The sequence below is a fragment of the Sporosarcina sp. FA15 genome (assembly GCF_051550195.1).
Classification (GTDB): Bacteria; Bacillota; Bacilli; order Bacillales_A; family Planococcaceae; genus Sporosarcina; species Sporosarcina psychrophila.
This window is the reverse complement of record NZ_CP188818.1, coordinates 660,014-683,289: the sequence shown is the minus strand read 5'-3', so window position 1 is coordinate 683,289 and position 23,276 is coordinate 660,014. Positions and strand designations below refer to the sequence as shown.

Sequence of the window (23,276 nt, the reverse complement as noted above, 5' to 3'; positions counted from 1 at the left end):
ACAAAACGACATCAGGCACCCTACAAATAGGGTGCCCAGTTATTCTACTATTCTCTTTTAACCCCGTTGCTTCCGTGTCATGACGTCAAAGATTACCGCTCCAGCTAAAACACCACCGCGAATCATATATTGATAGGAAATTCCTACACCTAGTAAGTTCATCCCACTCGATAACGAGGCCATCACGATGGCTCCGATAATAGCACCTGTTACTTTACCGACACCACCTGCAGAAGATACTCCACCAACATATGCCGCTGCAATCGCGTCAAGCTCAAAGAGAGTTCCAGCTGTGGTCGTTGCCGATTGAAGCCGAGATGTAAATAGAATTCCTGATAACGCCGCGAGCATCCCCATGGAACCGAAGACGATATATGTAATCTTTTGTACATTGATCCCACTCAAATGCGCGGCCTCAGGATTACTACCGACTGCATAAATGTGACGACCGAGTACTGTTTTAGTCGTTAAGAAGTGATAAACTATGACAACGATTATTATAATGACAACCGTCCAAGAAAAACCGTTATAGCCAGCTAAAATCCAAGTAATGTAAGCAATAATCGCTGATATCAAAACAAGCTTTACACTAAATATCCCCTTAGACATTACATCAAAGCCATACGTCAATTTGTTACGACGATTGGCGATTTCATTGTATATATATAAAAGTACTCCGACAAACCCTACTAATAACGTCAGTAGATGCAAGCCATTAATTTGCATAATCGATGGAATAAATCCATTTCCAATCGCATTGAATTGTTCATCCCTAACAATAATCGTTCCCGTTTTTTCTGTAACCTGAAGGAGTGCACCACGGAAAATCAACATCCCCGCCAGCGTAGCAACGAATGATGGAATTCCAATTTTAGCAACTAATACCCCGTTAAATAATCCAATGATAGCACCTAAAATTAAAATCAGCGGAATAGTAATCCATACTGACAAGCCCATTTGCGTCAAGAAAATGGCTGTAATCGCACCTAGAAATCCTGCTAAAAAGCCCACCGATAAATCAATATGACGAATGACGATAACAAGGGTCATCCCAACCGCCAAAACCGCAATATAACCAGCGGAATCCAGTAAGTTACTTATGTTTCGAGAAGACATAAACAAGCCGTTCGTCATAATCGTAAATGTTAACAAAATAACGATTAACGCAATATACATCCCGTAATCTCGAATATTGGCTTTGACGAGCGCTTTAGTTTCTTTATAAAATCCCATCGTTATCCCTCCTATTGCGTCGCAAGTTCCATAATCGCCTCTTGTGTCGCTTCCTTCTTGGCCAGTTCTCCTTTGATCGAGCCATTTGCCATAACATAGATACGATCACTCATCCCTAGCACCTCACCAAGTTCAGAGGAGATCATAATAATACTCATACCTTCGTCAATCAACTGATTCATAATCGTATAAATTTCGAATTTCGCCCCAACATCGATTCCCCTTGTCGGTTCATCTAAGATCAAGATCTTAGGTCCAGTAAACAACCATTTCCCAAGCGATACTTTTTGTTGGTTTCCACCACTCAATTTGCCAACTATTTGCTCTAGTGAACTCGCTTTAATATACAACGAGTCTTTGTACTCTTTACCAACCTTCACTTCTTCATTTAAGTTGAGAATCCCCTTCGTCGAAATACCTTTCAGATGTGCCGCCGAGACATTACTCTTAATATCCTGTAATAAAAACAGTCCGTCTCCTTTTCGATCCTCCGTCACATACGCAATACCAGCCTTAATCGCATCACTTGTATGCTTCAGTACTTTTGGCGCCCCTTGAATTTCCAAATCCCCTTGTAACTTATAGTTTTTCGGATTCCCAAAAATGCTAAGAGCAAGTTCTGTACGACCGGACCCCATCAGACCAGCGATCCCAATAATCTCGCCTTTTTTTACGTGAAGATTGATGTTTTTCACAACATTTCTTCCTAGTTGCGTGTCATACGCTGACCAGTTATCCAATTTGAGGACAGTATCTCCGATTTTCTTATCAGGATGTTTCGGGTAAATGTCTTCGATTTCACGTCCTACCATATTTTTGATAATGACATTTTCCGCTACTTCCCCTTTACTTGCATCTAGCGTACAAATCGTCTTGCCGTCCCGCAAAATCGTTACTTTATCCGCTATCTCGATAACTTCCTTCAGCTTATGAGAAATCATAATGCAGCTAATTCCTTGGCTTTTTAATTCCTTTAGGAGTTTTAACAGATTTTCACTGTCATCTTCATTCAGTGCTGCCGTCGGCTCATCTAAAATCAGCAGATTTACATCTTTACTTAATGCTTTGGCAATTTCTACGAGCTGTTGTTTTCCTACACTTAATTCCCTAATCAGTGTTTCCGGCGTCACCTTCAGCTTTACTTTTTTCAGTATCTGCGTAGCTTGAACGATTGTTTGATTCCAATCAACGAACGGACCCTTTTTCACTTCATTGCCAGCAAATATATTTTCATAGACGGACAAATCCGGAAAAAGTGCCAACTCTTGATAAATGATGCCAATACCAGCCTTCACACTATCGCTAATCTCATTGAACTGTTGAACTTGATCTTCAAATACGATATCTCCGTCGTATGTGCCATATGGATAAACTCCACTCAACACTTTCATCAGCGTCGATTTTCCTGCACCATTCTCACCAACCAAACAATGAATTTCTCCTTTTCTCACTTTGAAATTCACGTTCGATAGGGCCTTGACTCCCGGGAACTCTTTAGATATGTCATTCATCTCTAAAATATATTCGCTCATTCTATCGCCTCCCTAACCCAAACAAAATAGAAATGGAGAAATAGTGATAGATTACACTATCACTATTTTCCATTTTCCAATGTGATACTTTTACTCTAAACCTGTGAATTCGCTTGCCTCGTAGTATTCAGAATCGATTAGCTCAGATTTCACGTTATCTTCATTCACCACGATTACGTCCGTTTGTTTCGCTTTAACTTCAACTGAACCATTATCATAAGAACCTGTTGTTTCTGGTGTATTGCCATCTAAGATTTCAACTGCCATACCCATCGCATCTTTCACCAGTGCACGAACGTCTTTGAATACCGTCATCGACTGTTTTCCGTCGATTATATATTGGATAGATGCTTTCTCTGCATCTTGCCCAGTCACAAAGTAACTTGAAATTACACTATCAGAAGCAAATACGTCTGCGATTGACCGAGCTGTTCCATCATTCGGAGCTAGAACTGCAACATCACCTTTTAAGTCGTCACCCGCAGCTGTTAAGTGTGTTTGCGCTTTGTTTTTCGCATCATTTGCATCCCAGTTCGTTGTAACTTGACCAATAATTTTTCCCAGTTGGTCGCGCGAAAGTTCGGCTGAATCTTTTAACCCCTCTGCTTCACTTGAGTTAGCAATTTTAAAGGTACCATCTGCAATTTTCGGTTGAAGCACTTTCCAGGCCCCTTCGAAGAATAAAAATGCGTTGTTATCTGAAGCCGCACCTGCATAAAGGTAAAGAGGAACGTCAGACCCCTGTGCATTGTCCACTAAATACTGTGCTTGTGCAGCACCTACTGCTAAACTATCGAATGTTACATAATAATCTACTGCATCCGTATCTGTAATTAAACGGTCATACGCAATAACAGTTACACCCTCTTTTTTCGCTGCTTCTACTGCAGATGCAGCTGCCGCACCATCATGAGGAGTGATAATTAATACCTTGATGCCTTTATTTAATAATGCCTCTACATTTTCTTTCTCTTTCGCTGAAGATCCTTGACTAAATAGAATTTCCGTTGAATAATCTGAATCTGCTAATGCATCCTTGAAACGTTGCTCATCCTGTACCCATCGAGGTTCATCCTTCGTCGGTAATACGATACCTACGTCAACCGAACTACCTCCGTCATTGTTACATCCAGCTGCGACGAGTGCGAACACCATCAAGATTGCCAAAAATGTTAACCCCTTAAATTTCTTAATCATTTTTTTACCCCTCTCTTTTCGAATAAAAAGTATTTACTACTTAATCATAAACTCTGAAAATTCAATATGAAAGCGCTATCAATAGCATTTTTTCAACATTTACTATACTTTTTTAGCTTTTCGATGAAAGAGGAGTTTTTCAGCTAGTAAAAGGGGCGGAATAAAATCGTTTATGCAAAATGAGATTAGCATTCGACCAGTACTATTTTATATGTGCAAATGGAGGGCTATCAAAAATAACCAAACAAAAATCTCCCACCAATTCGCAAATTGTGAGAGACTTTTGTTTGGTTCATTATTCTATTCGAATTAATTTCAACTACCTAAGTTCAAGCCACTCAAAACATCTTGGTCGTCCAATTTTCGCCGTTCCAAACATCAGTTACAAGGCCTTCATAAAAATCAGGTTCATGAGAAATAAGTAGCACGCTGCCTTTGTATTCCTTTAAGGCACGTTTCAATTCCTCTTTCGCGTCTCTATCAAGGTGATTTGTCGGTTCGTCAAGGACGAGCAAATTTGTTTCGCGGTTAAGCAGTTTACAAAGACGTACTTTCGCCTTTTCTCCACCACTTAGCACCTTCACCTTACTCTCAATATGTTTGGTCGTTAATCCACATCGTGCAAGGGCTGCACGTACTTCGTATTGTGTGAAATGCGGGAAAGCTTCCCATACTTCTTCAAGACAAGTATTGTTGTTTTCCGACTTGGCTTCCTGTTCGAAGTACCCGATTTCCAGATGGTCACCACGAGTAACAGAACCGGCAAGTGCAGGGATTTCTCCTAGAATGCTCTTTAAGAGAGTTGTTTTCCCAATACCATTCGCACCAGACAAAGCGATTTTCTGCCCACGTTCCATCGTAAGATCCAAGGCATTTGACAACGGTTCATCATAGCCAATCACAAGTTCCTTTGTTTCGAACAGATATTTCCCCGGGGTCCGTGCCTGTTTAAAGGAGAATTGTGGCTTCGGCTTTTCAGCATCTAATTCGATGACATCCATCTTGTCCAGCTTCTTCTGGCGAGACATGGCCATTTTACTCGTCGCTGCATTCGCTTTGTTACGTGCCACGAAGTCTTTAAGGTTTGAAATTTCCTTCTGTTGCTTTTTGTAGGCGGCTTCCACCTGTTGCTTCTTCATTTCATGCACACGTAAAAATTCATCATAATCCCCAGAATATCGAGTGATCTGCTGATTTTCCATATGGTAGATAAGCTGAATAACACTATTCAAGAAGGGTATATCATGGGAAATCAATATGAAAGCATTCGCATAGTTCTGCAAATAATTGCGTAGCCAGTCAATATGCTCAACATCCAAATAGTTCGTCGGCTCATCAAGAAGAAGAATGTCCGGTTTTTCCAATAATAACTTACCAAGCAACACTTTTGTCCGCTGCCCTCCACTCAAATCATGAACGTCCCGATCTAGACCAAATTCATTTAATCCTAGTCCGTTCGCTACTTCATCGACTTTGGAATCGACGATATAAAAATCATTGTTCGTCAATTCTTCCTGCATCTGACCCGTCTCCTCAAGAAGGGACTCCAGTTCATCTGCATCGACCTCAGCCATCTTGGCAAAGAGCGCATTCATTTCTGTCTCCTGGTCATAAAGATATTGAAAAGCGGTCCGCAGCACATCACGAATGCTCATCCCTTGTTTTAACGCGACGTGTTGATCCAAATACCCGACCCGCACCCGCTTCGCCCAACTTACCGTTCCCGCATCTGGCTCTAGCTTACGCGTAATAATGTTCATGAACGTCGACTTACCTTCGCCATTGGCACCGATTAAGCCGATATGCTCTCCTTGCAATAACCGAAAAGAGACGTCTTCGAAAATCGCACGATCACCGAAGCCGTGACTTAAATTTGCTACAGTCAATAAACTCATATGTTTTACACCTGTTCCTTCACTAAGAATAATTCTTCAAAATTTAAAACTGTCCACAACCGGGACCCATATTCCGTTTCTACTATATTATATAGGGATTTCATTGATGAGGAAAGCTATGATTTCACACTCACCTTACCCTGAATTTTTAATGCGGATAGGAATTCGTCTATTTTAAAGTCTGATATAACAAAAAAAAGGTTAAACTAATTTTATGTGCTATTATTAAGTTAACTTTGATTGCCTTTTTCCACTTTAAAAATGATGATTCAATTACGTAAATAGTACAATTTCACTGGAGGTTTATACATGAATAATAATGATATATTAATTAGACTACGATATGCTCTCGATATAAAAGACTCGGTTATGGTAGAGATATTTAAACTTGGCGGCGTTGAAGTAACACAAGAAGAAGTGTCAATGATGCTCATTAAGTCAAATGACAATTATCATGATGAAGCTGAAAATGAAGGATCCATAAAGTGTAGTAATAGTATGTTAGATTCATTTTTAAATGGCTTTATTATTTTTAAAAGAGGGCAACAAGATCCAAAAACGGGACAAGCAGAAAAACCAGCACTGTCTATAAAAAATTATGAAAGTGTTAATAATATCCTTCTAAAAAAAGTGAAAATAGCACTAGCATTAACAAGTGATGATATGCTCGAAATATTAGCAGAAGCAGGAGTCGTTATTACAAAAGGTGAATTAGGTGCTGTATTAAGAAAAGAAGGACACAAGAATTATAAAGAGTGCCTTGACAGATACGCAAGGAATTTCTTAAAAGGATTAGCTATAAGATATAGAGAATAAAGGACCGTCCGCATTAATAACTGCAGCTTCAATTATTCAGCAGGGGTGCAGTTCATAAATAGGATTTTGTTTAAAATGGACCGCAATTCAACTGGCCCACGGTTTAAAGTACTTACAAGCCCTTTTCTAGCGGCATCGGCCACACTGTTGCTTGATGTTTCATTACAAGTGAATTGAAAATAGAAAAAACACCACTCAGATTTGAATGGTGTTTTTTTATATTCGGATACCAGAGAGTCATCCTAATATCCATTATCCTTTCCCGTGAATAACATAATCACCTACTGGGCGCTACTTGTATAGTTGCATTTTCCGATTGCGTTGGTTGAATGGCTTCTAAACAATTACCGGGATGTCTGTCTGTGTAGAGATGCGACTTTATCGCATCTCTACACAGTTTTTTCGGTAATCGTCTGGTGGCCCTTCATCCGCCCTGCTCCAAATGCATAAGTATTCGTAGTGCAGAAAATTTTTTTGACTAAAGAATAGCTGACATCTAAGCTAGAGAAAAACCGCCAAAGATGCAATTTTGGCGGCTGAAGCTTTCTATATGGTTTTCCCCTTTTTTAGTAAAGAAGTGTCACTTTCTATAAGGTATCACATGATTAGGAGCATACTTTTTGCTAAACAGTATTACCTCTCGCCACACTCGGTCCCCACAGTAAATCTATCCTGAATAGTTAGTCGAAAGCGGGCCGAAAATAGTGCAGTGAAAATGAAATTCATCAAGCCCGACTCACCAGTATTTTTGCAAATAAATGGTTAATCAACGGACGTGTTATGATTTATTTTTAACTTGCGCATAGGCTTCTAACGCACGGATTCTGGCAAGTGAATGATCGATGATTGGGAGCGGATACGTTTTTCCGAGTACGATACCGGATTCATGTAGTAAATTTGTGGGTGCTTTCCAGGGTTCATGGATATACTTTGAAGAAATTACAGCAAGTTCAGGAACCCATTTTCGGATATATAGTCCTTCCGGATCAAACTTCTGACTTTGAAGAACTGGATTGAATATCCGGAAGTACGGCGCCGCATCGATCCCTGACCCAGCGACCCACTGCCAACCCATTGCATTGTTAGCCGCATCAAAATCAATTAGCGTGTCCTTGAACCAGCTAGATCCTTCTACCCAGGATATGAGTAAATGTTTAACTAAAAATGAGGCGACAACCATTCGAACCCGATTATGGATTACACCCGTCTGCCATAATTCTCGCATTCCCGCATCGACTAGAGGATAACCCGTCAAACCTTTTTGCCATTTAGCAAATTCTTCATTAGAACCCTGCCAAGGAAATGCTGTGAATTTTTCACGTAAAGGGACTTGTAGCATTTCTGGAAAATGAATGAGCTGGTGATATGCGAACTCACGCCATACTAACTGCCTCAAAAAGGCATCGATGGATGATTGCATGTACTCTCCTGTTTCCGTTTCGTTCAGCCGCTTAGCTGAATACCAAATTGCTCTAACACTTATTTCTCCCCAGGCTAAATGGGGCGACAATAATGAAACCGAATCTGAAGAGGGGATATCACGCCCCTCAACGTATCGGCTGAGGCCATCATGGGTAAATTTTTCCCATCTCGTAATAGCGCCCTTTTCACCTGGCTCCCAGTGCGGATGGAACTTTTCATTCCAGCGATTCACTGGCAACAAATCAAGTTCTTCCACTTGTAGAGACGGAAGAACTTGATTGAATGGATTAATGTCAACTGGAATAGGAAGCGGACGATTAACAGACTCCCCCATCGTCCTTTTCCAAAAAGCTGTAAACACTTTATAAGGTTCATTCTTTTGATTCAGTAAATCACCAGGTATGAAGAGTAGATTTGAAGGAAATGAACGAACTTCCATCCCATTAGAAAAGAGGTTTTGAGTAATCGCGTTATCTCTTCTAATAATAGATGGCTCATATCTTTCACCAAAAAAAACAGCATCTGCTTTTGTTTGTTTACAAAGTAAAGAAAGCTCTTTTAAACTGCTACCTCGTCTAAAAATGAGGGATAAACCAATTGATTCTAGCTTTTTTTTCAAAGCTATCAATGAATGATGAAGCCACCATTGCCCTACTAAGTTTGATGTGTTTTCATGCTCTTCTTCTTCCGACCAGATAAAAACAGGAATAATCATTCCTTGCTGGGCTGCTTCCCACAAAGCGGGGTTGTCATGTACTCGTAAATCTTTTCTAAACCAGACAATTATTTTTTTCAACTACATCTCATCCTTCAAATCAGTTATCCGTAGTATGTCCAATTTGCTTACTATTTTTTGGAGGCATTGGTACAAATTTACTCGTTCGCATTGCATAGTCAGCGAATTCAGGATGATTCTTATATTTCTTTTCGAGCAAAGGTACTCCTGATACAAATAATAGAAGCAAAGTAATGATGATTGGACTAATTATTCCTATCCATCCATTAGGTGAAGAGAAGGCGATTAGAAAAATTCCCCACCACATGGTTGCTTCTCCAAAATAATTAGGATGACGCGTATACTTCCATAAACCATACTTCATCAACTTCCCTTTATTCTCAGGTTTTTTCATGAAAGATTTCAACTGATTATCTCCTACGACTTCAAAGAAAAATCCGATTATCCAAACTATCAATCCAATATAATCCAGCGTTCCAAGACCTTTTGTAGAAGATACATTTGTCAGTAAAATAGGTTGCGCAATGATAAATAGCAATACTAACTGGAGTACATATACATTTAGAAATATTTTTAAATAGACAAAATTAGTTCCCCATCTTTTCCTCATATTAACATAGCGGTAATCCTCAGGCTTATTCCAATTTCTTTTGAATAAGTAATACGCTAACCGTACTCCCCAAATAATAGTTAAAATTGTTATGAGAGTTGCGCGATCAGTTTGGAACCCTCCAGCAAAGTAACTAAAAATCGCCGCTATGACAAATCCAAGTCCCCATGCAATATCGACTAGACCGTTGTTTTTCTTTTTCTGAGCAACCAGAAAAAAAATGAAGAAAAATAGTAACAAGGTAATGAACGTACCCAAATAAATAGCTGACATCATAAAACCTCCTTTATTCTGTTGTCAATGCAATTGCAACACATCCCACACCCGCATTCATAGCTACAATTGAAGATATTTCAGTGATGTATTCAGGTGTTCTTCCTATAAGAGGCGAGAAAATTTGTTCATATTCATTCGCCCGATCAATCGCATTTGCATGAACGATTGAATAACTGACAATCTTTTTCGTACGAGTAATTTCCCTTACCAAAGCTTGCATTTTTTTAGTATTAGCTTTCACACTAATTGCTTTACCAATAACTATGCCATCTCCAGTGTTATTAATGGATACAAGAGGTTTTAAATTCAGCATTTTAGCAGCAAGACCTGTATATTTTTTAATGCGTCCTGAACGAACCATGTACTTCAACGTATCAACGCTCACAAAGATTTTTGTTTTCTTGATTGTATCGTTAATTATTTCAATTACATTCGTAAATTCTACGTCTTTCTCAATCGCTTCAGCAGCCTTTAAAACAACTAGACCTTGTCCACCTGAGTTTAACATCGAATCTATTACCGCAATTTTTGCACCGGTGCTTTTAATTTTCTTCGCTGCATTGACAATCGTATCGTATGTTCCGCTCATTTTATTAGAGACGGTAATCACAATGATTGATTCATAGTAAGGCACTATAGAATTCAAATAACTTTCTACTGCTTTTACAGTAGGTTGTGAAGATGTCGGATATTTTTTGGCATCATCCATTGATTCATACAAATAAGAAGGACTAATTGTCAATTTGTCTAAATAACTATTATCACCTATAAGTAGATTCAAAGGAATCATATGGATTTGGTGCTTGTCCATTAAATCTTTTGGTAAGTCAGCAATTGAATCTGTAACTAGCGCAATTTTATGTTTCCTACTATGAACAGTTTCAAATTGTCTAAGCATATCATCTGCTTTTTGCTGAATAATCATTCCAAATTCTCTTAGTCTATCAAACAGTATCTCAGGATGGTTTGTATGGATATGAATCTTGACCTTCTCCGGACTTCCTGCGACAATCAGCGACTCTCCTAGATCTAATAGATTATTTCTCAACATTTCCAAATCTATCTGCTCGCCTTTTATAAGCGCCTCCGTACAATATCTGTGACTTGGTTTTGTATTCTCATTCGAATGAAGTCCACTATCCTTGAATTCCACGTCAGCAGATACGTAGTCTGTTTCTTCAACCTCTACTTTCAAAAAGTAATTAGTTATACCTTCAAGAAAACAAACAAATCCTTTTCCACCGGCGTCTACCACTGAAGCATCTCTTAATACTTTAAGCTGCTTACGCGTGGATTGTAGTGATTGGGTGGCGGCTTCCAGCGAGATGGTAAATAGTTGAGAAAAGTCGGTTACACGATCTTTTAGTAAACGAAGAGAGTTACTCCAATCTTTCATAACCGAAATAATTGTTCCTTCTACTGGATTGGAGATTGATTTGTATGCATAGAGTACCGCACTTTCTACTGCTTCAGAAAAACCAGATAACGTTATCTCCTTTTCATCGTCCAATCCTAGATGAAGTCCATTCAGAAACTGCGCAAAAATAATACCAGAATTCCCTCTCGCACCTGTTAATGCCGCATCTGCAATCGATCCTATTGTTTCTTTTGCAGAGCCTTTCATTTGTGTTTCTTCAATAATATTTTGCATCGTAAATGTTAAGTTTGTTCCGGTATCACCGTCAGCTACTGGAAACACATTTATTCTATTAAGTTCATTCTTATGTTTAATAACCCTATTTGCGCCTGAGACAAAAGCATAATATAGCTTCTCACTGTCCAAGTGTTTACTGTTCATTTGATTTCACCACCTTTTCAAGATTCCCTCTACATAATTCATTTTCTATGTATGGAGAAAGGTGCCTTAACCATTAGTAAGGCACCAGACTTCTTTATTTTTCTTGCACAAGTACACCGTCTGTCATTTTGAATACCTTGTCGCAATAGTCTACGAGACGTATATCATGTGTGACGACAATGGTCGTTGTGTTTTTGTTCTTTGTTTCGTTTTTCAGTAGTTCCATTACTTCATAGGCACGATCTGAGTCAAGAGATGCTGTTGGTTCATCAGCTAAAATAATGGAAGGGTTACTGTATAACGCTTTGGCAATTGCCACACGCTGACGTTCTCCGCCAGACAAGTCTGCAGGGTATTTAGTTCGTAAATCCCCAATACCCAAGTCATCATATAACTCTTCTAATTGTTTTTTCGTCATATTTTCTTTCTTAACTTGGTCCAATAGTTTTAACTGATTGGCGACTGTTAAAAATGGAACTAGATTCGATGCTTGTAGAATGAACCCAATTTCCTTCAACCGAATCTTTGAACGCTCTTTCTCATTTAAATCCGCTAGATTCTTATCATTTATGATCACAGACCCTGAAGTGGGTGTAAGAAGCCCGCCGACAATTGTTAGAAATGTGCTTTTACCGGAACCAGACGGACCGATAATAGCTATCAGCTCACCCCTGTCTGCAGTAAAATTTGTTTCCTTCATTGCTTCTATTTCTTTATGGCCACTGCCGAATGTCTTTTTCACTTGTTTTAATTCTAAAACTACCATCATTTACCCTCCTATTGCTTTCAATGGATCGATTCGAACAATTGTAAGAACTGAGAACACCGCACCCAATATCGCAACTCCTATTAGTACGAGTCCGTAGATGACCATTGTTACAAGATCGAATGCTACTGGTACCGCACTTGGTAGAAATGAACCGGTGATTAACGTCAATCCGAAACCTACTGCCACACCAATCGCAGCTAATATAAATGTTTGTGCAATGACTGAACGTGACAGATAGTTATTAGAAATACCTTGAGCTTTCATGACGCCAAACATACTGATTTTTTGGACGGTCAATACGTAAAGGAAAATTGCAACAATGACCGCTGAAATACCAAACAAGAAATAAATCATGAAGTTTAATGTTAAACTCTGTTCCGTGTACCCTGGTAAACTCCGTATAAATGTTTCAATTTCAATGGATTCCAATGAATCATTTTTCATGTCAGCAATTGGTTCATCCCCGCGAACAACAATTCCACTTATACTTTCCTTATTTGCTTCTGCTGCTTCACCGAATTTCACTGATTGGAAAGTAGACAAATCTCCATATAGCACTGGAGCTGCATTAAATCTTGCATTGTCTGTGAAACCTACAATAGTTAATATTTCGTCAGATGATGATAATTGCAGTTCATCATCTACTTTAAATCCATCTTCTTTTAATGCATCACTGGCGATAACTTCATTGCCTTCTGCAAATTCTTTGCCTTCCGTCACATTCGGCATAATGAATTCATCTTTGTTTATCCCAAAAATAGATACGTTCGTCTTATTATCACCATTGCCGGCAACTGCATTTATTTGACCGATTACGGCAATTTCTTCAGCATCGATTTCATTTGCATCTTGAATTGTTAATGAAGATTGGTACATGCTCTTATCCGATTCCTCTGTCAAAATGATTTCTGTTGCTTTCCATTTATCAACTGATTCACGATTCAGATTTTCTAAGCCTGTAGCAAGTCCCGATAGAAAGAACACTAAGTATGATACGAGCATTAGAACACCAATGATCAACGTAAAGCGTAATTTGTTTTTCTTAATTTCATTTAAAGCTAAAAACATTTCTTCACATCCTTATGTAATTTTGGTTTAAGTAGTTTACATTTTCGAGATTATTTAGCAGCTATCTATCCATTAATTTAATCGATTCAAAACTGTTACCCCTTTCCTAACTTCTCAATTCATTTCTATTTCTGAACTCAATTAAAACAGAGTAATAAAAGTTTGTCAAACCTTTGTACACTCCAAACTATAAAACGTTATACAAATGATAAGGGTTGTTATATACTAGATGGAGAGGATTCTAGCCAAAGATTAGGAGGAGACTATATGCACATTTGTACTTCATGCAATCCAACGGAGCTGTTTTACAAAATCCGTATTTCTGGAGAAAGAAATTTAACTCACCTTCCCCAACTTATGTCTTACCTTAAAAGTAACGACTTATTGGTCAACTCCCGTGATAATATCATTGTTGTAAGAGAGGCTGCGGTTGCGGGGCTATACGATTATTTCAGTGATGTAATGGAAGTAAAGTCTATTTATTTTAAAGTGGACGACAGTGACTGGAAACCGATTAATGAAATAATTGAATTGCTAGAATTCAAATGGATTGACCAGGTCATACTTAAAAACAACGTCACATTTCACATACAGCCAATCGTTACGAAAAGCCAAGAAGTCTTTGCTTATGAAATGCTGGCCCGTTTCCAAGATGATAACGGAAATTCTGTGGCTCCAAGTAAAGTATTTACAGCAGCAAAAAAAAGAAACCGTACTTATGCGCTAGATCGCGTTTGCAGAATTGCTGCCGTTAGGAACGCCGCCGCTATTCATAAGAAAGTGTTCATTAACTTTATCCCGACTTCAATCTACTCTCCCGAACATTGTCTCAGAACTACCGTTCAACTTGCAATTCAGTTGGGGATCCCTTTTTCTCAATTAGTCTTTGAAGTAGTTGAGACAGAAAGTGTGGATGATATTGAGCATTTGAAAAAAATATTAACTTTTTACAGAGAAAGGGGTTTACACTACGCGCTGGATGATGTGGGTGTAGGCTTTAGCACAATTGAAGTCCTTGAACAATTAATGCCCAATTATATGAAGTTAGACATGAAATTTGTACAGGGGGTATCTGGTGATTTAACAAAACAGGCAGCTGCTAAAAAGTTTTTATCGAGTGCCTTACAAGTTGGTGCAATTCCGCTTGCTGAAGGGATTGAAGAGCGAGAAGACTTTGAATGGTTGAAAGAGGTCGGATACGAATTATTCCAAGGCTATTTGTTTGGAAAGCCAACACCTATCCCAACAGACCTAGCCAAATGATAGGCTGTGTTGGGATCGAATTCCCCATTGTATAACGTTAAAACTACAACATTGTACAAAACATCCAAATTCCCTATACTTACACTAAGACTTCTAGTTTGTCGAAAGGATGTAATGAACATAATCACTCCAGCAGATTCTAATGGTTTATATTTTATACAACAAGTTTCAGACATGACAGGATTATCGAAACAAGTAATCCGCAAGTGGGAAGAACGTTATAATCTTGTACAACCCAATCGATTAGAAAATGGCTATCGTATATATAGTGAGGCAGATATCAACTCCCTATTAAATGTGAAGACTCTTTCTGGGCAAGGACATTCCATTAAGCGTGCTGTCGAACTTACAAAGGATAGACGTAAGTTGTTAGATACTGTTCCAGATCCAATCCATGCGATTCAACATCAAAAATTGCTAAATGATTATGTCTTTCAACTTCTAGAAAAAGGATCCTATTGTGATGAATTGGAATTATATCTAGTGTTGCAGCAGGCTTATCATTCTTTCGGATTAAACGATTTTTTAACATCAGTGATTGTTCCATTTTTAAATGAGGTCGGTAATAAATGGCACATGAAGGAATGGAGCGAGTATCAGGAATCTGTCTCAAGCTTGGTCGTACGAGACTTCCTAGTGCAAATTCGTCGTAACTATCAAAGCAGTGACGATGCACCTTTAGTCTTAGGAGCATGCCTGCCTTATGAACGTCATGAAATCCCTTTGCACATACTATTATTGCAATTTATGATGAAAGGCTGGAAAACAGTATTGGTTGGTACTTCTCCTGCTCCTGGCGCTATAGAGTCTCTGGTAGAAAAATTGAAGCCTGCAAAAGTACTGCTATCAGCAACAACAACAGCCCCTTTTATAAATGATCCGGATTTACTGGAGAGTTTAGATCAGTTTGCAGCTAATAATAAACATATTGATTTTTACCTAGGTGGCATGGGTGCACTCGACTACGCAACAAACAAAACACTTCAGGCAATCCACGTCACCAGTTCACTTGAAGAAGCCTTACGCCAATAAACCAAAAAAAGGTACCAGCTCCTAATGCTGGTACCTCTTTGATCATAGTGTAATCTCTTTTGGTTCGTCACCTTTTTTATTCATCAGCCGAATTGAATCTGGTGAAATTTTCAAGATAACAAGATCGGAATCCTCAGGACCACTGAACCATGGTTTCAGATGCTCATTCCATACTTTTTCTTTTACACTTTCATCGTCGGAAATACTGACAGTTCCTTCTATTTCAAGATATTCGTCACCCACACCTTCTCCTTCATAACCAATTAAGATATGGGTATGTGGATTCACTTCAAGTTCATCCACTTTCTGCGTTTGTTTTGATGTTGCGGTGTAAAGCGTAAATTCATCACTGAAAAAAGTCATATAACGAGTGTGTGGCTTGTTTTGTTGAACTGTAGCCATCGTACCCACGAAGCTTTCTTTCAATATTTTCAGTGCTTGTTTTTTTTCATCCATCATTATCTACTCCCTTTTTTAGCCCTATTGGAGTTTACCTCGCTAAGAAGTGAACTAAACATCATTTACTGAAATGGAAATAAATAAGTGCAAGGGGTGAAAATATGCTTTTAACAAGACGGGGCCTGCAAAGAGCTTTTTTATATGGACTGATTTCAGGTTTATTCTTAGCTGCATTATTAAAAATTATTGAGCACATTACTCGTTTTAAAGTTTACACGCTATTATTAAACGTCGATTATATTCCTTACATCAAAACGTTTGTCTTTCCAGAACTTGTTGAAGTAGGTTTTCATCTAATTGTCTCGATAGCTTTATCGATTTGTTTGTATTTGATGATTATTAATGGAAAGATTTCATCTAGTAGGAAAATCATTGTTTTATGTACCTTCGTCTCTTTCATCATTGGTGTAGCAATATTCCCTACGACCACATTTTCCGACAGAACGCCTGCATTTACTAGTATTCCCTCATTTTCATACTGGATTGTAGGGCACATTATGTATGGCTGTATAATGGTTATATTGTTTGCTCGTTATTTAACAAAAGAAAAAGGATTTTAAGCCGTCAGAAGTCAAGGTGCAGAAACAGTATTCCTCCGCCAATCGTTGTAAAACGGCATGCGTAGCCAATATTGAAATATCCGTGAATAATTCAATATACAATGTACAGGCTTTCCCTTTTGATGGTCCCAAATTCATATAATAATTTAGGTGTTTATAATTGATAATTTGTTCTAACAAGAGTTAAACAGTAATTTTTTTCTACTACAAATCGCCTTTTCATTCGAAAGCTATTGTCCTGTCATTATTCATCATAATGAGTCACCTATTTCCAATCAAAAAGAAGAGAGGTAAGTATGACTACTCCCTCCCTTCCTCTCGAATATAATGATTAGGTTATAATGTTGCTTGCCAACCTCCGGTACCCGAAGTCCGGTAAGTGTATCAAGTTTTCACGGTGCCTAATCATCACCAGATTTTTAACCTCAGGATTCCACAAAAGACACCCCGATGCCCATTAACCTTTCCTTTGAAAAAATCTTAGTCATGGCCAATGGTCAACTTTATTATATGCATCGTCACATGAAATATGCACGATTGCCTGATCTAAGTAATTATATCTAAATACATAGCTTCCAAGTCTTACTTATACATCAATGTTTGGAGGGTTTAATCCAAATTAGTTCTATCAACTTATACTGATTTTTAAACATTTCTGCATTAATCAAGGCATCAGAAACAGATAGGTGAATGTTTTTAGTTTCCGCCGTCTGTTTTCTTGATTCCAAATAGCGCAAAGAACTCCAGGTTCATCCTTTTTTTAAAAAAAATTCTGAGTTTTTTGTTATGCATTATTATCACTGAGAGTTTTTTGATTTTGTAAGAGTAAAGTGACGAAAATTCATTTCCCAATTCCAGAAGGGATATTAAAGCGGCTAGATTACACTATTGAGTACCAATGAATCGTGGAAATCAAAGAAGATTTGGATACCTATTCCCTCCCAACCGTACATCGCAAGTAGCTCTAATAAATTTTCATTGACAACCTATCAAAGTAAATATACATTAATAGAGAATGATTATCATTATCAATTATAAAAAGGAGACAATTAAAGAAAAATTTTATCCCCTTACTGATTCTTTGATCATCTTCGGAAGGTAAAGTTAAAACATCTTTCAAAAAACTTTACAAAATAAATAATGTAAGTTTATTCCGTAAAGTTAGTCACCAATCACTAAAAATACATTTTACGATAAGGAAGGTTATGAAAATGAATACGAAACTAAAAATCTCATTAAAAGCATTACTAATTTCGGCAATGGCTATGATACTACTAGTTGGTTGTTCAGGTGAGAAATCAAGTTCAACACCTGATTCATCATCGGAAAGTACCGAAACATCTAAAACAGAAAAACCTGCTTCTCAAGATGAAAATACTGAATTTCCGATCGTAATAAAGCATGCATTTGGCGAAACTGAAATTGCTAGCAAGCCTGAACGAGTTGTTACAGTTCAATGGGCTAATCATGATGTTGTTCTCGCTCTTGGAGTTATACCTGTAGGCTTCTCAGCCGCTAATTACGGGGTTCAGGATGACAGCGGACTTTTGCCTTGGACAGCTAAAAAACTCGAGGAACTCGGCGCAGATGAACCTAATATCTTCCAGGATACCGATGGTCTTGATTTTGAGGCTATTTCAGATGCAAATCCTGATGTAATTCTTGCAGCTTACTCGGGTATAACACAGGAAGACTATGATGTTCTTAGTAAAATCGCTCCAGTCGTAGCCTATCAGGACGCTCCTTGGGCAACCGAATGGCGTGACCAAGTTATATTAAATTCAACAGGTATGGGAATGAAAGCAGAAGGCGAACAACTTATTAAGGACACTGAGAAACTAATTGAGGAGGAATCAAGTAAATATCCTGAGATGGAAGGCAAAAAAGTTGCCTGGGTCAACTTCTCGGCTAAAGATATGTCTAAACTCCATCTTTATACACCTAAAGATCCTCGAGGTGCTTTTCTAATTGAGCTAGGTATGGAATATCCTGAAAGTATCACGAATCAGATTACTGATCCTACTAGCTACTCATTGTCATTAAGCGCTGAGAATGCTGACATTCTTAACGACGTTGATATCATAATTGGATATGGTGATGAAAGCCTTTATGAAGCAGTTAAAGCTGATCCCCTGTTAGGCAAAATTCCAGCGATTCAAAGAGGTTCTGTTGTGTTCATTGGTAACGATACTCCTATGGCCGCTTCTGGAAATCCAAATCCACTTGCGATATCTTATACGATTGATGAATACCTTGAATTAATAGGAGGAGCCATTAAGAAATTAAATGAATAGTATATCGGTTTCCAAAATAAAAAAGTCAAGCTTACATATTCCGAAGAATTTTATAACAGTTCTGGTGATCTGTTTTGTCCTGCTCGGCTTGTGCATGTTTGCATCCCTGGCTTTAGGTTCTCGTATGGTGGGATTAAATGAAGTGATGGACGGTTTATTTCACCCTGACGTAAACTCCTACGAAGCAAATGTGGTTCGCAAAAGGATTTCACGAACAGTTTTCAGTTTACTTTGCGGTGCAGCACTCGGAGTTTCAGGAGCGCTTATGCAAGCGGTCACTCGCAACCCGATTGCAGACCCGAGTATACTGGGAGTTAATACAGGTGCATCATTGTTTGTCGTTTGCGGAATTGCATTCTTTAACATAAGCAGCGCCAATCAATATATATGGCTAGCTTTAGCTGGTGCTGCGCTTACTGCGATTTTCGTATTTGGTATTGGCTCTATGGGGCGTAGTGGAGCTACGCCCATTAAGCTTGTTTTGGCGGGAGCCGCTACAAGTGCCGCCCTTTCTTCCCTAGTCATCGCAATAATGATCCCACGTTCTCATGTCATGGATCAATTCAGGTTTTGGCAGGTAGGAAGTGTTGGCTCAGCAAACTGGAGCGCTATTACGACTTTTACCCCTTTTTTGATAATTGGAATACTGATAGCTATTATTTCTGCACCAGCACTAAATGCACTTGCCCTGGGAGACGATGTTGCAACCGGACTCGGCGTTAAAACAGGAATACTGAGGCTTGTTGCAGCTCTTGGGGCCGTTCTTTTGTGCGGCTCAGCTACTGCCCTGGCAGGTCCAATTGGCTTTGTTGGGCTTTTATCAACCCACGTCATGCGCCTTATTCTTGGCCCTGACCTGCGTTTTGTTATACCGATGTCTGCTATTTCAGGAGCCATCATTTTGACTGTATCAGATGTAAGCGGCAGGCTCATCGGTAGCCCTGGAGAGCTTGAAGTCGGTGTAGTTACAGCATTTATAGGAGCACCGATACTAATACTATTAGCTATGAAATCGAAAGTGCGGTCATTATGAAAAATGAATCTGTTAAGTTTATTATGGCGGGCAGACGTCAAAGACACCGTCGATGGATACTTGTTACCGGCTCCCTGGCAGCACTTGCATTCATTCTTTGCTGTGCGATGCTTTTACTGGGGAACACCATCTATCCCGTAATAGATGTAATCCGAGTACTTTCTGGAGAAGAACTCCAAGGTGCTTCTTTTGCCATTAATACCATACGTCTACCAAGAATGCTGGCAGGTCTTTTCGCTGGATTCGCTTTCGGCATTGCCGGAAACACCTTTCAGACTATGTTGCGCAATCCCCTAGCTAACCCGAATGTAATCGGTATTACTAGCGGCTCGAGCGCAGCGGCTGTTTTTTGTATAGTCATACTTCATACTAGCGGAGCTGTTGTTTCCATTGCTTCCGTGATTGCTGGCCTTGCTACTGTAATACTAATTTACATATTATCTAGGGGAAAGTCATTTTCAATCGGGAGATTAATTCTTATCGGAATAGGCATACAAGCCATGCTTGGCGCTTTGATATCCTATCTTTTGCTGATCGGTGCAGAACAAGATCTCCCCGCAGCGTTCAGATGGCTCAGCGGTAGCCTCAATGGCTCACAAATGCACGAACTTCCGCCTTTGATACTATCAGTTTTCATCTTTACGCCTATTATTATAGTCCTAGGAAAACACCTAAGTATATTGGAACTTGGAGAACAGTCGGCCACTTCTCTCGGAGTGAACACGGACAAGACAAGAATTGTGCTTATTTTTAGTTCCGTCTGCATGATTTCTCTTGCTACTGCTACCACGGGCCCAATAGCATTTGTCTCCTTCCTCTCCGGACCGATTGCAAAAAGACTAGTCGGAGTTGGCTTCTCAAGCGCAATTCCCGCAGGTCTTGTTGGCGTTAATTTAGTTTTGGCGGCAGATCTAATCGGACAATTTGCTTTTGTGGCCAGATACCCCGTGGGCGTCATTACTGGAATACTCGGAGCGCCGTATCTGATCTTCCTGCTAATCCGAATGAATCGAAGGGGAGAATTATAATGAAACCGACACATGTTTTTCAAGCCGAAGAGATAGTAGCGGGCTATGATAATAAAACGATCATCCATGGAGTCAGCCTTATTATCCCAAGTAATAAAATAAGCGTTATTATTGGAGCAAATGCCTGCGGAAAGTCTACGCTTCTTAAAACACTATCAAGGCTTATAAAGCCTACGTCTGGAAAAATCACCCTTGACGGAAGACCCATCAGCAAAATCCCATCAAAACAATTAGCTCGTGTTTTAGGACTGCTACCGCAATCCCCCATTGTTCCAGAAGGAATTTCTGTCGCTGATTTGGTTGGACGCGGAAGATTTCCGCACCAATCATTGCTCAGCGGTTGGACAAAAAAGGATTATGATGCAGTCGCCGAAGCTATGAGTATTATGGATATAACTGAGCTTGCAAATAATGATATTGACGAGCTTTCTGGCGGTCAAAGACAGCGCGTCTGGATCGCAATGGCTCTGGCTCAACAAACAGATATTTTATTTCTTGATGAACCGACAACCTTTTTAGATATCACATATCAAGTCGAAATTCTTGACCTACTCACAGACCTTAACCGAAAGCACGGAACTACGATTGTAATGGTTCTTCATGATATAAACTTGTCCGCTCGCTATGCAGACTATATTTTTGCACTTCGTAAAGGAAAGCTTATAGTTGAGGGTGAGCCATCAAAGGTTATTACAAGCACATTAGTTAAAGACATATTCGGCCTCGATTGTATGGTGATAAAAGACCCTGTTTCAGGCTCTCCTTTTGCCATACCAAAAGGACGTTATCATGTTAATAATGAATGTACTCCTTAAATGACCCAAACAGTGAATCAAACTACACGATTTTATTTAAGCATTCATCATTGCCCTTATGCTTATGTGCACATTCACTTCAGCATTGCCAGTATTCCTTTCGACCTCCACTGCTTTGATTCGACACCAATACAGTAGAGGATTTTGAAAGGCAACAAGCTTTTTTATTCTTTAAGTTGCATAACACTATAAGTAAATATAAAAAAGTCCAATTTCTCAGTATTATAATTGAGAAATTGGACTTTTTTCGTTACTCCGGAAAAGTGCCCTTTGATGGAATAACCTTAATTCTGAAGCAATGCTGATTAACCGCTCAGTGAATCACTAGCTAGTTTAAATAAAAACTCCCTACATACGCAGATACTCAGTTCTTTCCTATACCAAACGCTTTGGTGCCACGCGTTAATAGGTTGCTTAGCTTAACTCTATTCTGTTATCCGCATAAAGTTACTGCTGGATTATCTGAATATGGTTTCCACATGTATCGTCGAAGACAGCTATTGTAACTTCGCCCATTTCTGTTGGCTCTATAGAAAAGTTCACGCCGTGTTTCAATAACCTATCGTACTCTTTGCGAACATCTTCAACACCAAACATTGTTACAGGTATGCCTTCTTCAAATAGTTTCTTTTGATACTCCTTGGCTGCTGGATGATTATTTGGTTCGAGCAAAATCTCAGTACCTTCTTGCTCCTCGGGAGAAACAAGTGCAATCCATCTAAATTCTCCGGTAGGAACGTCATGCTTTTTTACAAAGCCCAACGTTTCTGAATAAAACTCTAGTGCCTTGTCTTGATCTTCTACGAATATACTAGTAACAATAATTTTCATACTGTTTTTTGCCTCCTTTGATATTTGCGATGTATAGTGCTGTGCTAACAATCTGGTTGCAAGTGAAAAACACAAGTTCGTTCGAAACCCTATTTCTATAATATCCTTTTTTAATAAACCATTCAAAATACACTCAGTGACTTCATCCGCTTTTTATCCCCTTACTTACGTCTGCGGAATATTTTTTCTTGTTTTTCCACAAAATCACTTTATCCATCCATTCAGCAAGTTTTTAAGTGGTTCGGTGTTGAACATAAGTACTCGATATTTTCCCTTTCGTTTTGATTTTACAAGCCCTGCATCTTCCAATACAGTAAGATGTTTAGCTATCCCTTGTCGCGAAATGGTAAGGTTGTGCTTCGTAATGAGACGTACCGTAAGTTCATACAACGTTAGCTCGTTGCGTTCGGATAGTTCGTCTAATATCAGCCGCCGAGTCGAGTCGCCAAGTGCTTTGAATATAGCGTCTTTGTCCTTCATACATTAAGTATAAGCAACCGTGTAGTTGCTTGTCAATCGAACCGGATGCATACAATCCTTTTTCCAACTACCAAAGTTCACTTCATAAACTCAAGAAGTAACCTTAGCCCGAACCATCATGATTTTCAC

The 23,276-nt window shown here is 39.0% G+C and carries 20 protein-coding genes; 8 read left to right on the top strand and 12 right to left on the bottom strand.

Translation table 11 applies throughout. The annotated features are described in order from the left end of the window. Positions 1-57: 57 nt before the first annotated feature. From ACP8HG_RS03285 to ACP8HG_RS03270, 4 genes are all read right to left on the bottom strand, one after another. Positions 58-1,233: a sugar ABC transporter permease gene (locus ACP8HG_RS03285; protein ID WP_067208008.1), complete on the bottom strand. Its 1,176-nt coding sequence runs from the start codon at positions 1,231-1,233 to the stop codon at positions 58-60. Between the two features lie 11 nt (positions 1,234-1,244). Next, positions 1,245-2,765, bottom strand: a complete 1,521-nt coding sequence (locus ACP8HG_RS03280; RefSeq protein WP_342537997.1) for a sugar ABC transporter ATP-binding protein — start codon at positions 2,763-2,765, stop codon at positions 1,245-1,247. A gap of 90 nt (positions 2,766-2,855) precedes the next feature. Continuing rightward, complete coding sequence (locus ACP8HG_RS03275; RefSeq protein ID WP_067208002.1) at positions 2,856-3,962, bottom strand: sugar ABC transporter substrate-binding protein; 1,107 nt, start codon at positions 3,960-3,962, stop codon at positions 2,856-2,858. A gap of 338 nt (positions 3,963-4,300) precedes the next feature. Next, positions 4,301-5,857, bottom strand: coding sequence for an ABC-F family ATP-binding cassette domain-containing protein (locus tag ACP8HG_RS03270; protein ID WP_342537996.1), 1,557 nt, complete (start codon positions 5,855-5,857; stop codon positions 4,301-4,303). A 309-nt stretch (positions 5,858-6,166) separates the two neighbouring features. On the opposite strand from ACP8HG_RS03270, the gene ACP8HG_RS03265 reads away from it, so the two are divergent. Further along, complete coding sequence (locus tag ACP8HG_RS03265; protein ID WP_342537995.1) at positions 6,167-6,673, top strand: DUF1456 family protein; 507 nt, start codon at positions 6,167-6,169, stop codon at positions 6,671-6,673. Between the two features lie 778 nt (positions 6,674-7,451). Here the strand turns inward: ACP8HG_RS03265 and ACP8HG_RS03260 are convergent. The 5 genes from ACP8HG_RS03260 to ACP8HG_RS03240 form a co-directional block, all read right to left on the bottom strand. Then, on the bottom strand, positions 7,452-8,891 hold the full coding sequence (locus ACP8HG_RS03260; protein ID WP_399631768.1) for a cryptochrome/photolyase family protein: 1,440 nt from the start codon (positions 8,889-8,891) through the stop codon (positions 7,452-7,454). A 19-nt stretch (positions 8,892-8,910) separates the two neighbouring features. Then, positions 8,911-9,714 (bottom strand): DUF1295 domain-containing protein, encoded by an 804-nt coding sequence (locus tag ACP8HG_RS03255; RefSeq protein WP_438298175.1) that lies wholly within the window; start codon positions 9,712-9,714, stop codon positions 8,911-8,913. Between the two features lie 13 nt (positions 9,715-9,727). Then, complete coding sequence (locus ACP8HG_RS03250; RefSeq protein ID WP_399631764.1) at positions 9,728-11,515, bottom strand: DAK2 domain-containing protein; 1,788 nt, start codon at positions 11,513-11,515, stop codon at positions 9,728-9,730. 94 nt (positions 11,516-11,609) lie between these two features. Next, the gene (locus tag ACP8HG_RS03245) at positions 11,610-12,281 is read right to left on the bottom strand and encodes an ABC transporter ATP-binding protein (RefSeq protein WP_399633115.1); all 672 of its coding nucleotides are present in this window, start codon (positions 12,279-12,281) and stop codon (positions 11,610-11,612) included. Positions 12,282-12,284: 3 nt separating this feature from the next. Continuing rightward, positions 12,285-13,352 (bottom strand): ABC transporter permease, encoded by a 1,068-nt coding sequence (locus ACP8HG_RS03240; protein ID WP_340741884.1) that lies wholly within the window; start codon positions 13,350-13,352, stop codon positions 12,285-12,287. Between the two features lie 357 nt (positions 13,353-13,709). Here ACP8HG_RS03240 and ACP8HG_RS03235 point away from each other — a divergent pair, with 357 nt between their 5' ends. Together ACP8HG_RS03235 and ACP8HG_RS03230 are read left to right on the top strand one after the other, a co-directional pair. After that, on the top strand, positions 13,710-14,615 hold the full coding sequence (locus ACP8HG_RS03235; RefSeq protein WP_438298174.1) for an EAL domain-containing protein: 906 nt from the start codon (positions 13,710-13,712) through the stop codon (positions 14,613-14,615). A 114-nt stretch (positions 14,616-14,729) separates the two neighbouring features. Further along, positions 14,730-15,647, top strand: a complete 918-nt coding sequence (locus ACP8HG_RS03230; protein ID WP_187047427.1) for a MerR family transcriptional regulator — start codon at positions 14,730-14,732, stop codon at positions 15,645-15,647. A gap of 42 nt (positions 15,648-15,689) precedes the next feature. Here ACP8HG_RS03230 and ACP8HG_RS03225 read toward each other — a convergent pair whose 3' ends face one another. Next, positions 15,690-16,103, bottom strand: coding sequence for a pyridoxamine 5'-phosphate oxidase family protein (locus ACP8HG_RS03225; protein WP_187047846.1), 414 nt, complete (start codon positions 16,101-16,103; stop codon positions 15,690-15,692). Positions 16,104-16,207: 104 nt separating this feature from the next. Between ACP8HG_RS03225 and ACP8HG_RS03220 the strand changes: the two genes are divergently transcribed. The 5 genes from ACP8HG_RS03220 to ACP8HG_RS03200 all read left to right on the top strand — a co-directional run bounded on the left by ACP8HG_RS03220 (position 16,208) and on the right by ACP8HG_RS03200 (position 21,836). Then, positions 16,208-16,666 (top strand): hypothetical protein, encoded by a 459-nt coding sequence (locus ACP8HG_RS03220; RefSeq protein ID WP_438298173.1) that lies wholly within the window; start codon positions 16,208-16,210, stop codon positions 16,664-16,666. 1,211 nt (positions 16,667-17,877) lie between these two features. Then, complete coding sequence (locus tag ACP8HG_RS03215) at positions 17,878-18,960, top strand: iron-siderophore ABC transporter substrate-binding protein (protein ID WP_067213905.1); 1,083 nt, start codon at positions 17,878-17,880, stop codon at positions 18,958-18,960. After that, positions 18,953-19,993, top strand: a complete 1,041-nt coding sequence (locus tag ACP8HG_RS03210; RefSeq protein WP_338652824.1) for a FecCD family ABC transporter permease — start codon at positions 18,953-18,955, stop codon at positions 19,991-19,993. Before ACP8HG_RS03215 ends, ACP8HG_RS03210 begins: the two co-directional genes overlap by 8 nt. Continuing rightward, positions 19,990-21,021 (top strand): FecCD family ABC transporter permease, encoded by a 1,032-nt coding sequence (locus ACP8HG_RS03205; RefSeq protein ID WP_067207974.1) that lies wholly within the window; start codon positions 19,990-19,992, stop codon positions 21,019-21,021. The genes ACP8HG_RS03210 and ACP8HG_RS03205 overlap by 4 nt, the downstream gene beginning before the upstream one ends. Beyond that, positions 21,021-21,836 carry an ABC transporter ATP-binding protein gene (locus ACP8HG_RS03200; RefSeq protein WP_067207972.1) on the top strand — a complete coding sequence of 272 codons (816 nt, stop codon included), beginning with the start codon at positions 21,021-21,023 and terminating at the stop codon, positions 21,834-21,836. Before ACP8HG_RS03205 ends, ACP8HG_RS03200 begins: the two co-directional genes overlap by 1 nt. A 447-nt stretch (positions 21,837-22,283) precedes the next feature. On the opposite strand, the gene ACP8HG_RS03195 is transcribed toward ACP8HG_RS03200, so the two are convergent. After that, positions 22,284-22,667 carry a VOC family protein gene (locus ACP8HG_RS03195; RefSeq protein ID WP_067207969.1) on the bottom strand — a complete coding sequence of 128 codons (384 nt, stop codon included), beginning with the start codon at positions 22,665-22,667 and terminating at the stop codon, positions 22,284-22,286. 204 nt (positions 22,668-22,871) lie between these two features. After that, entirely contained in the window at positions 22,872-23,147 is a 276-nt protein-coding gene (locus ACP8HG_RS03190; RefSeq protein WP_067207967.1) for an ArsR/SmtB family transcription factor, read from the bottom strand. Positions 23,148-23,276: the final 129 nt, after the last annotated feature.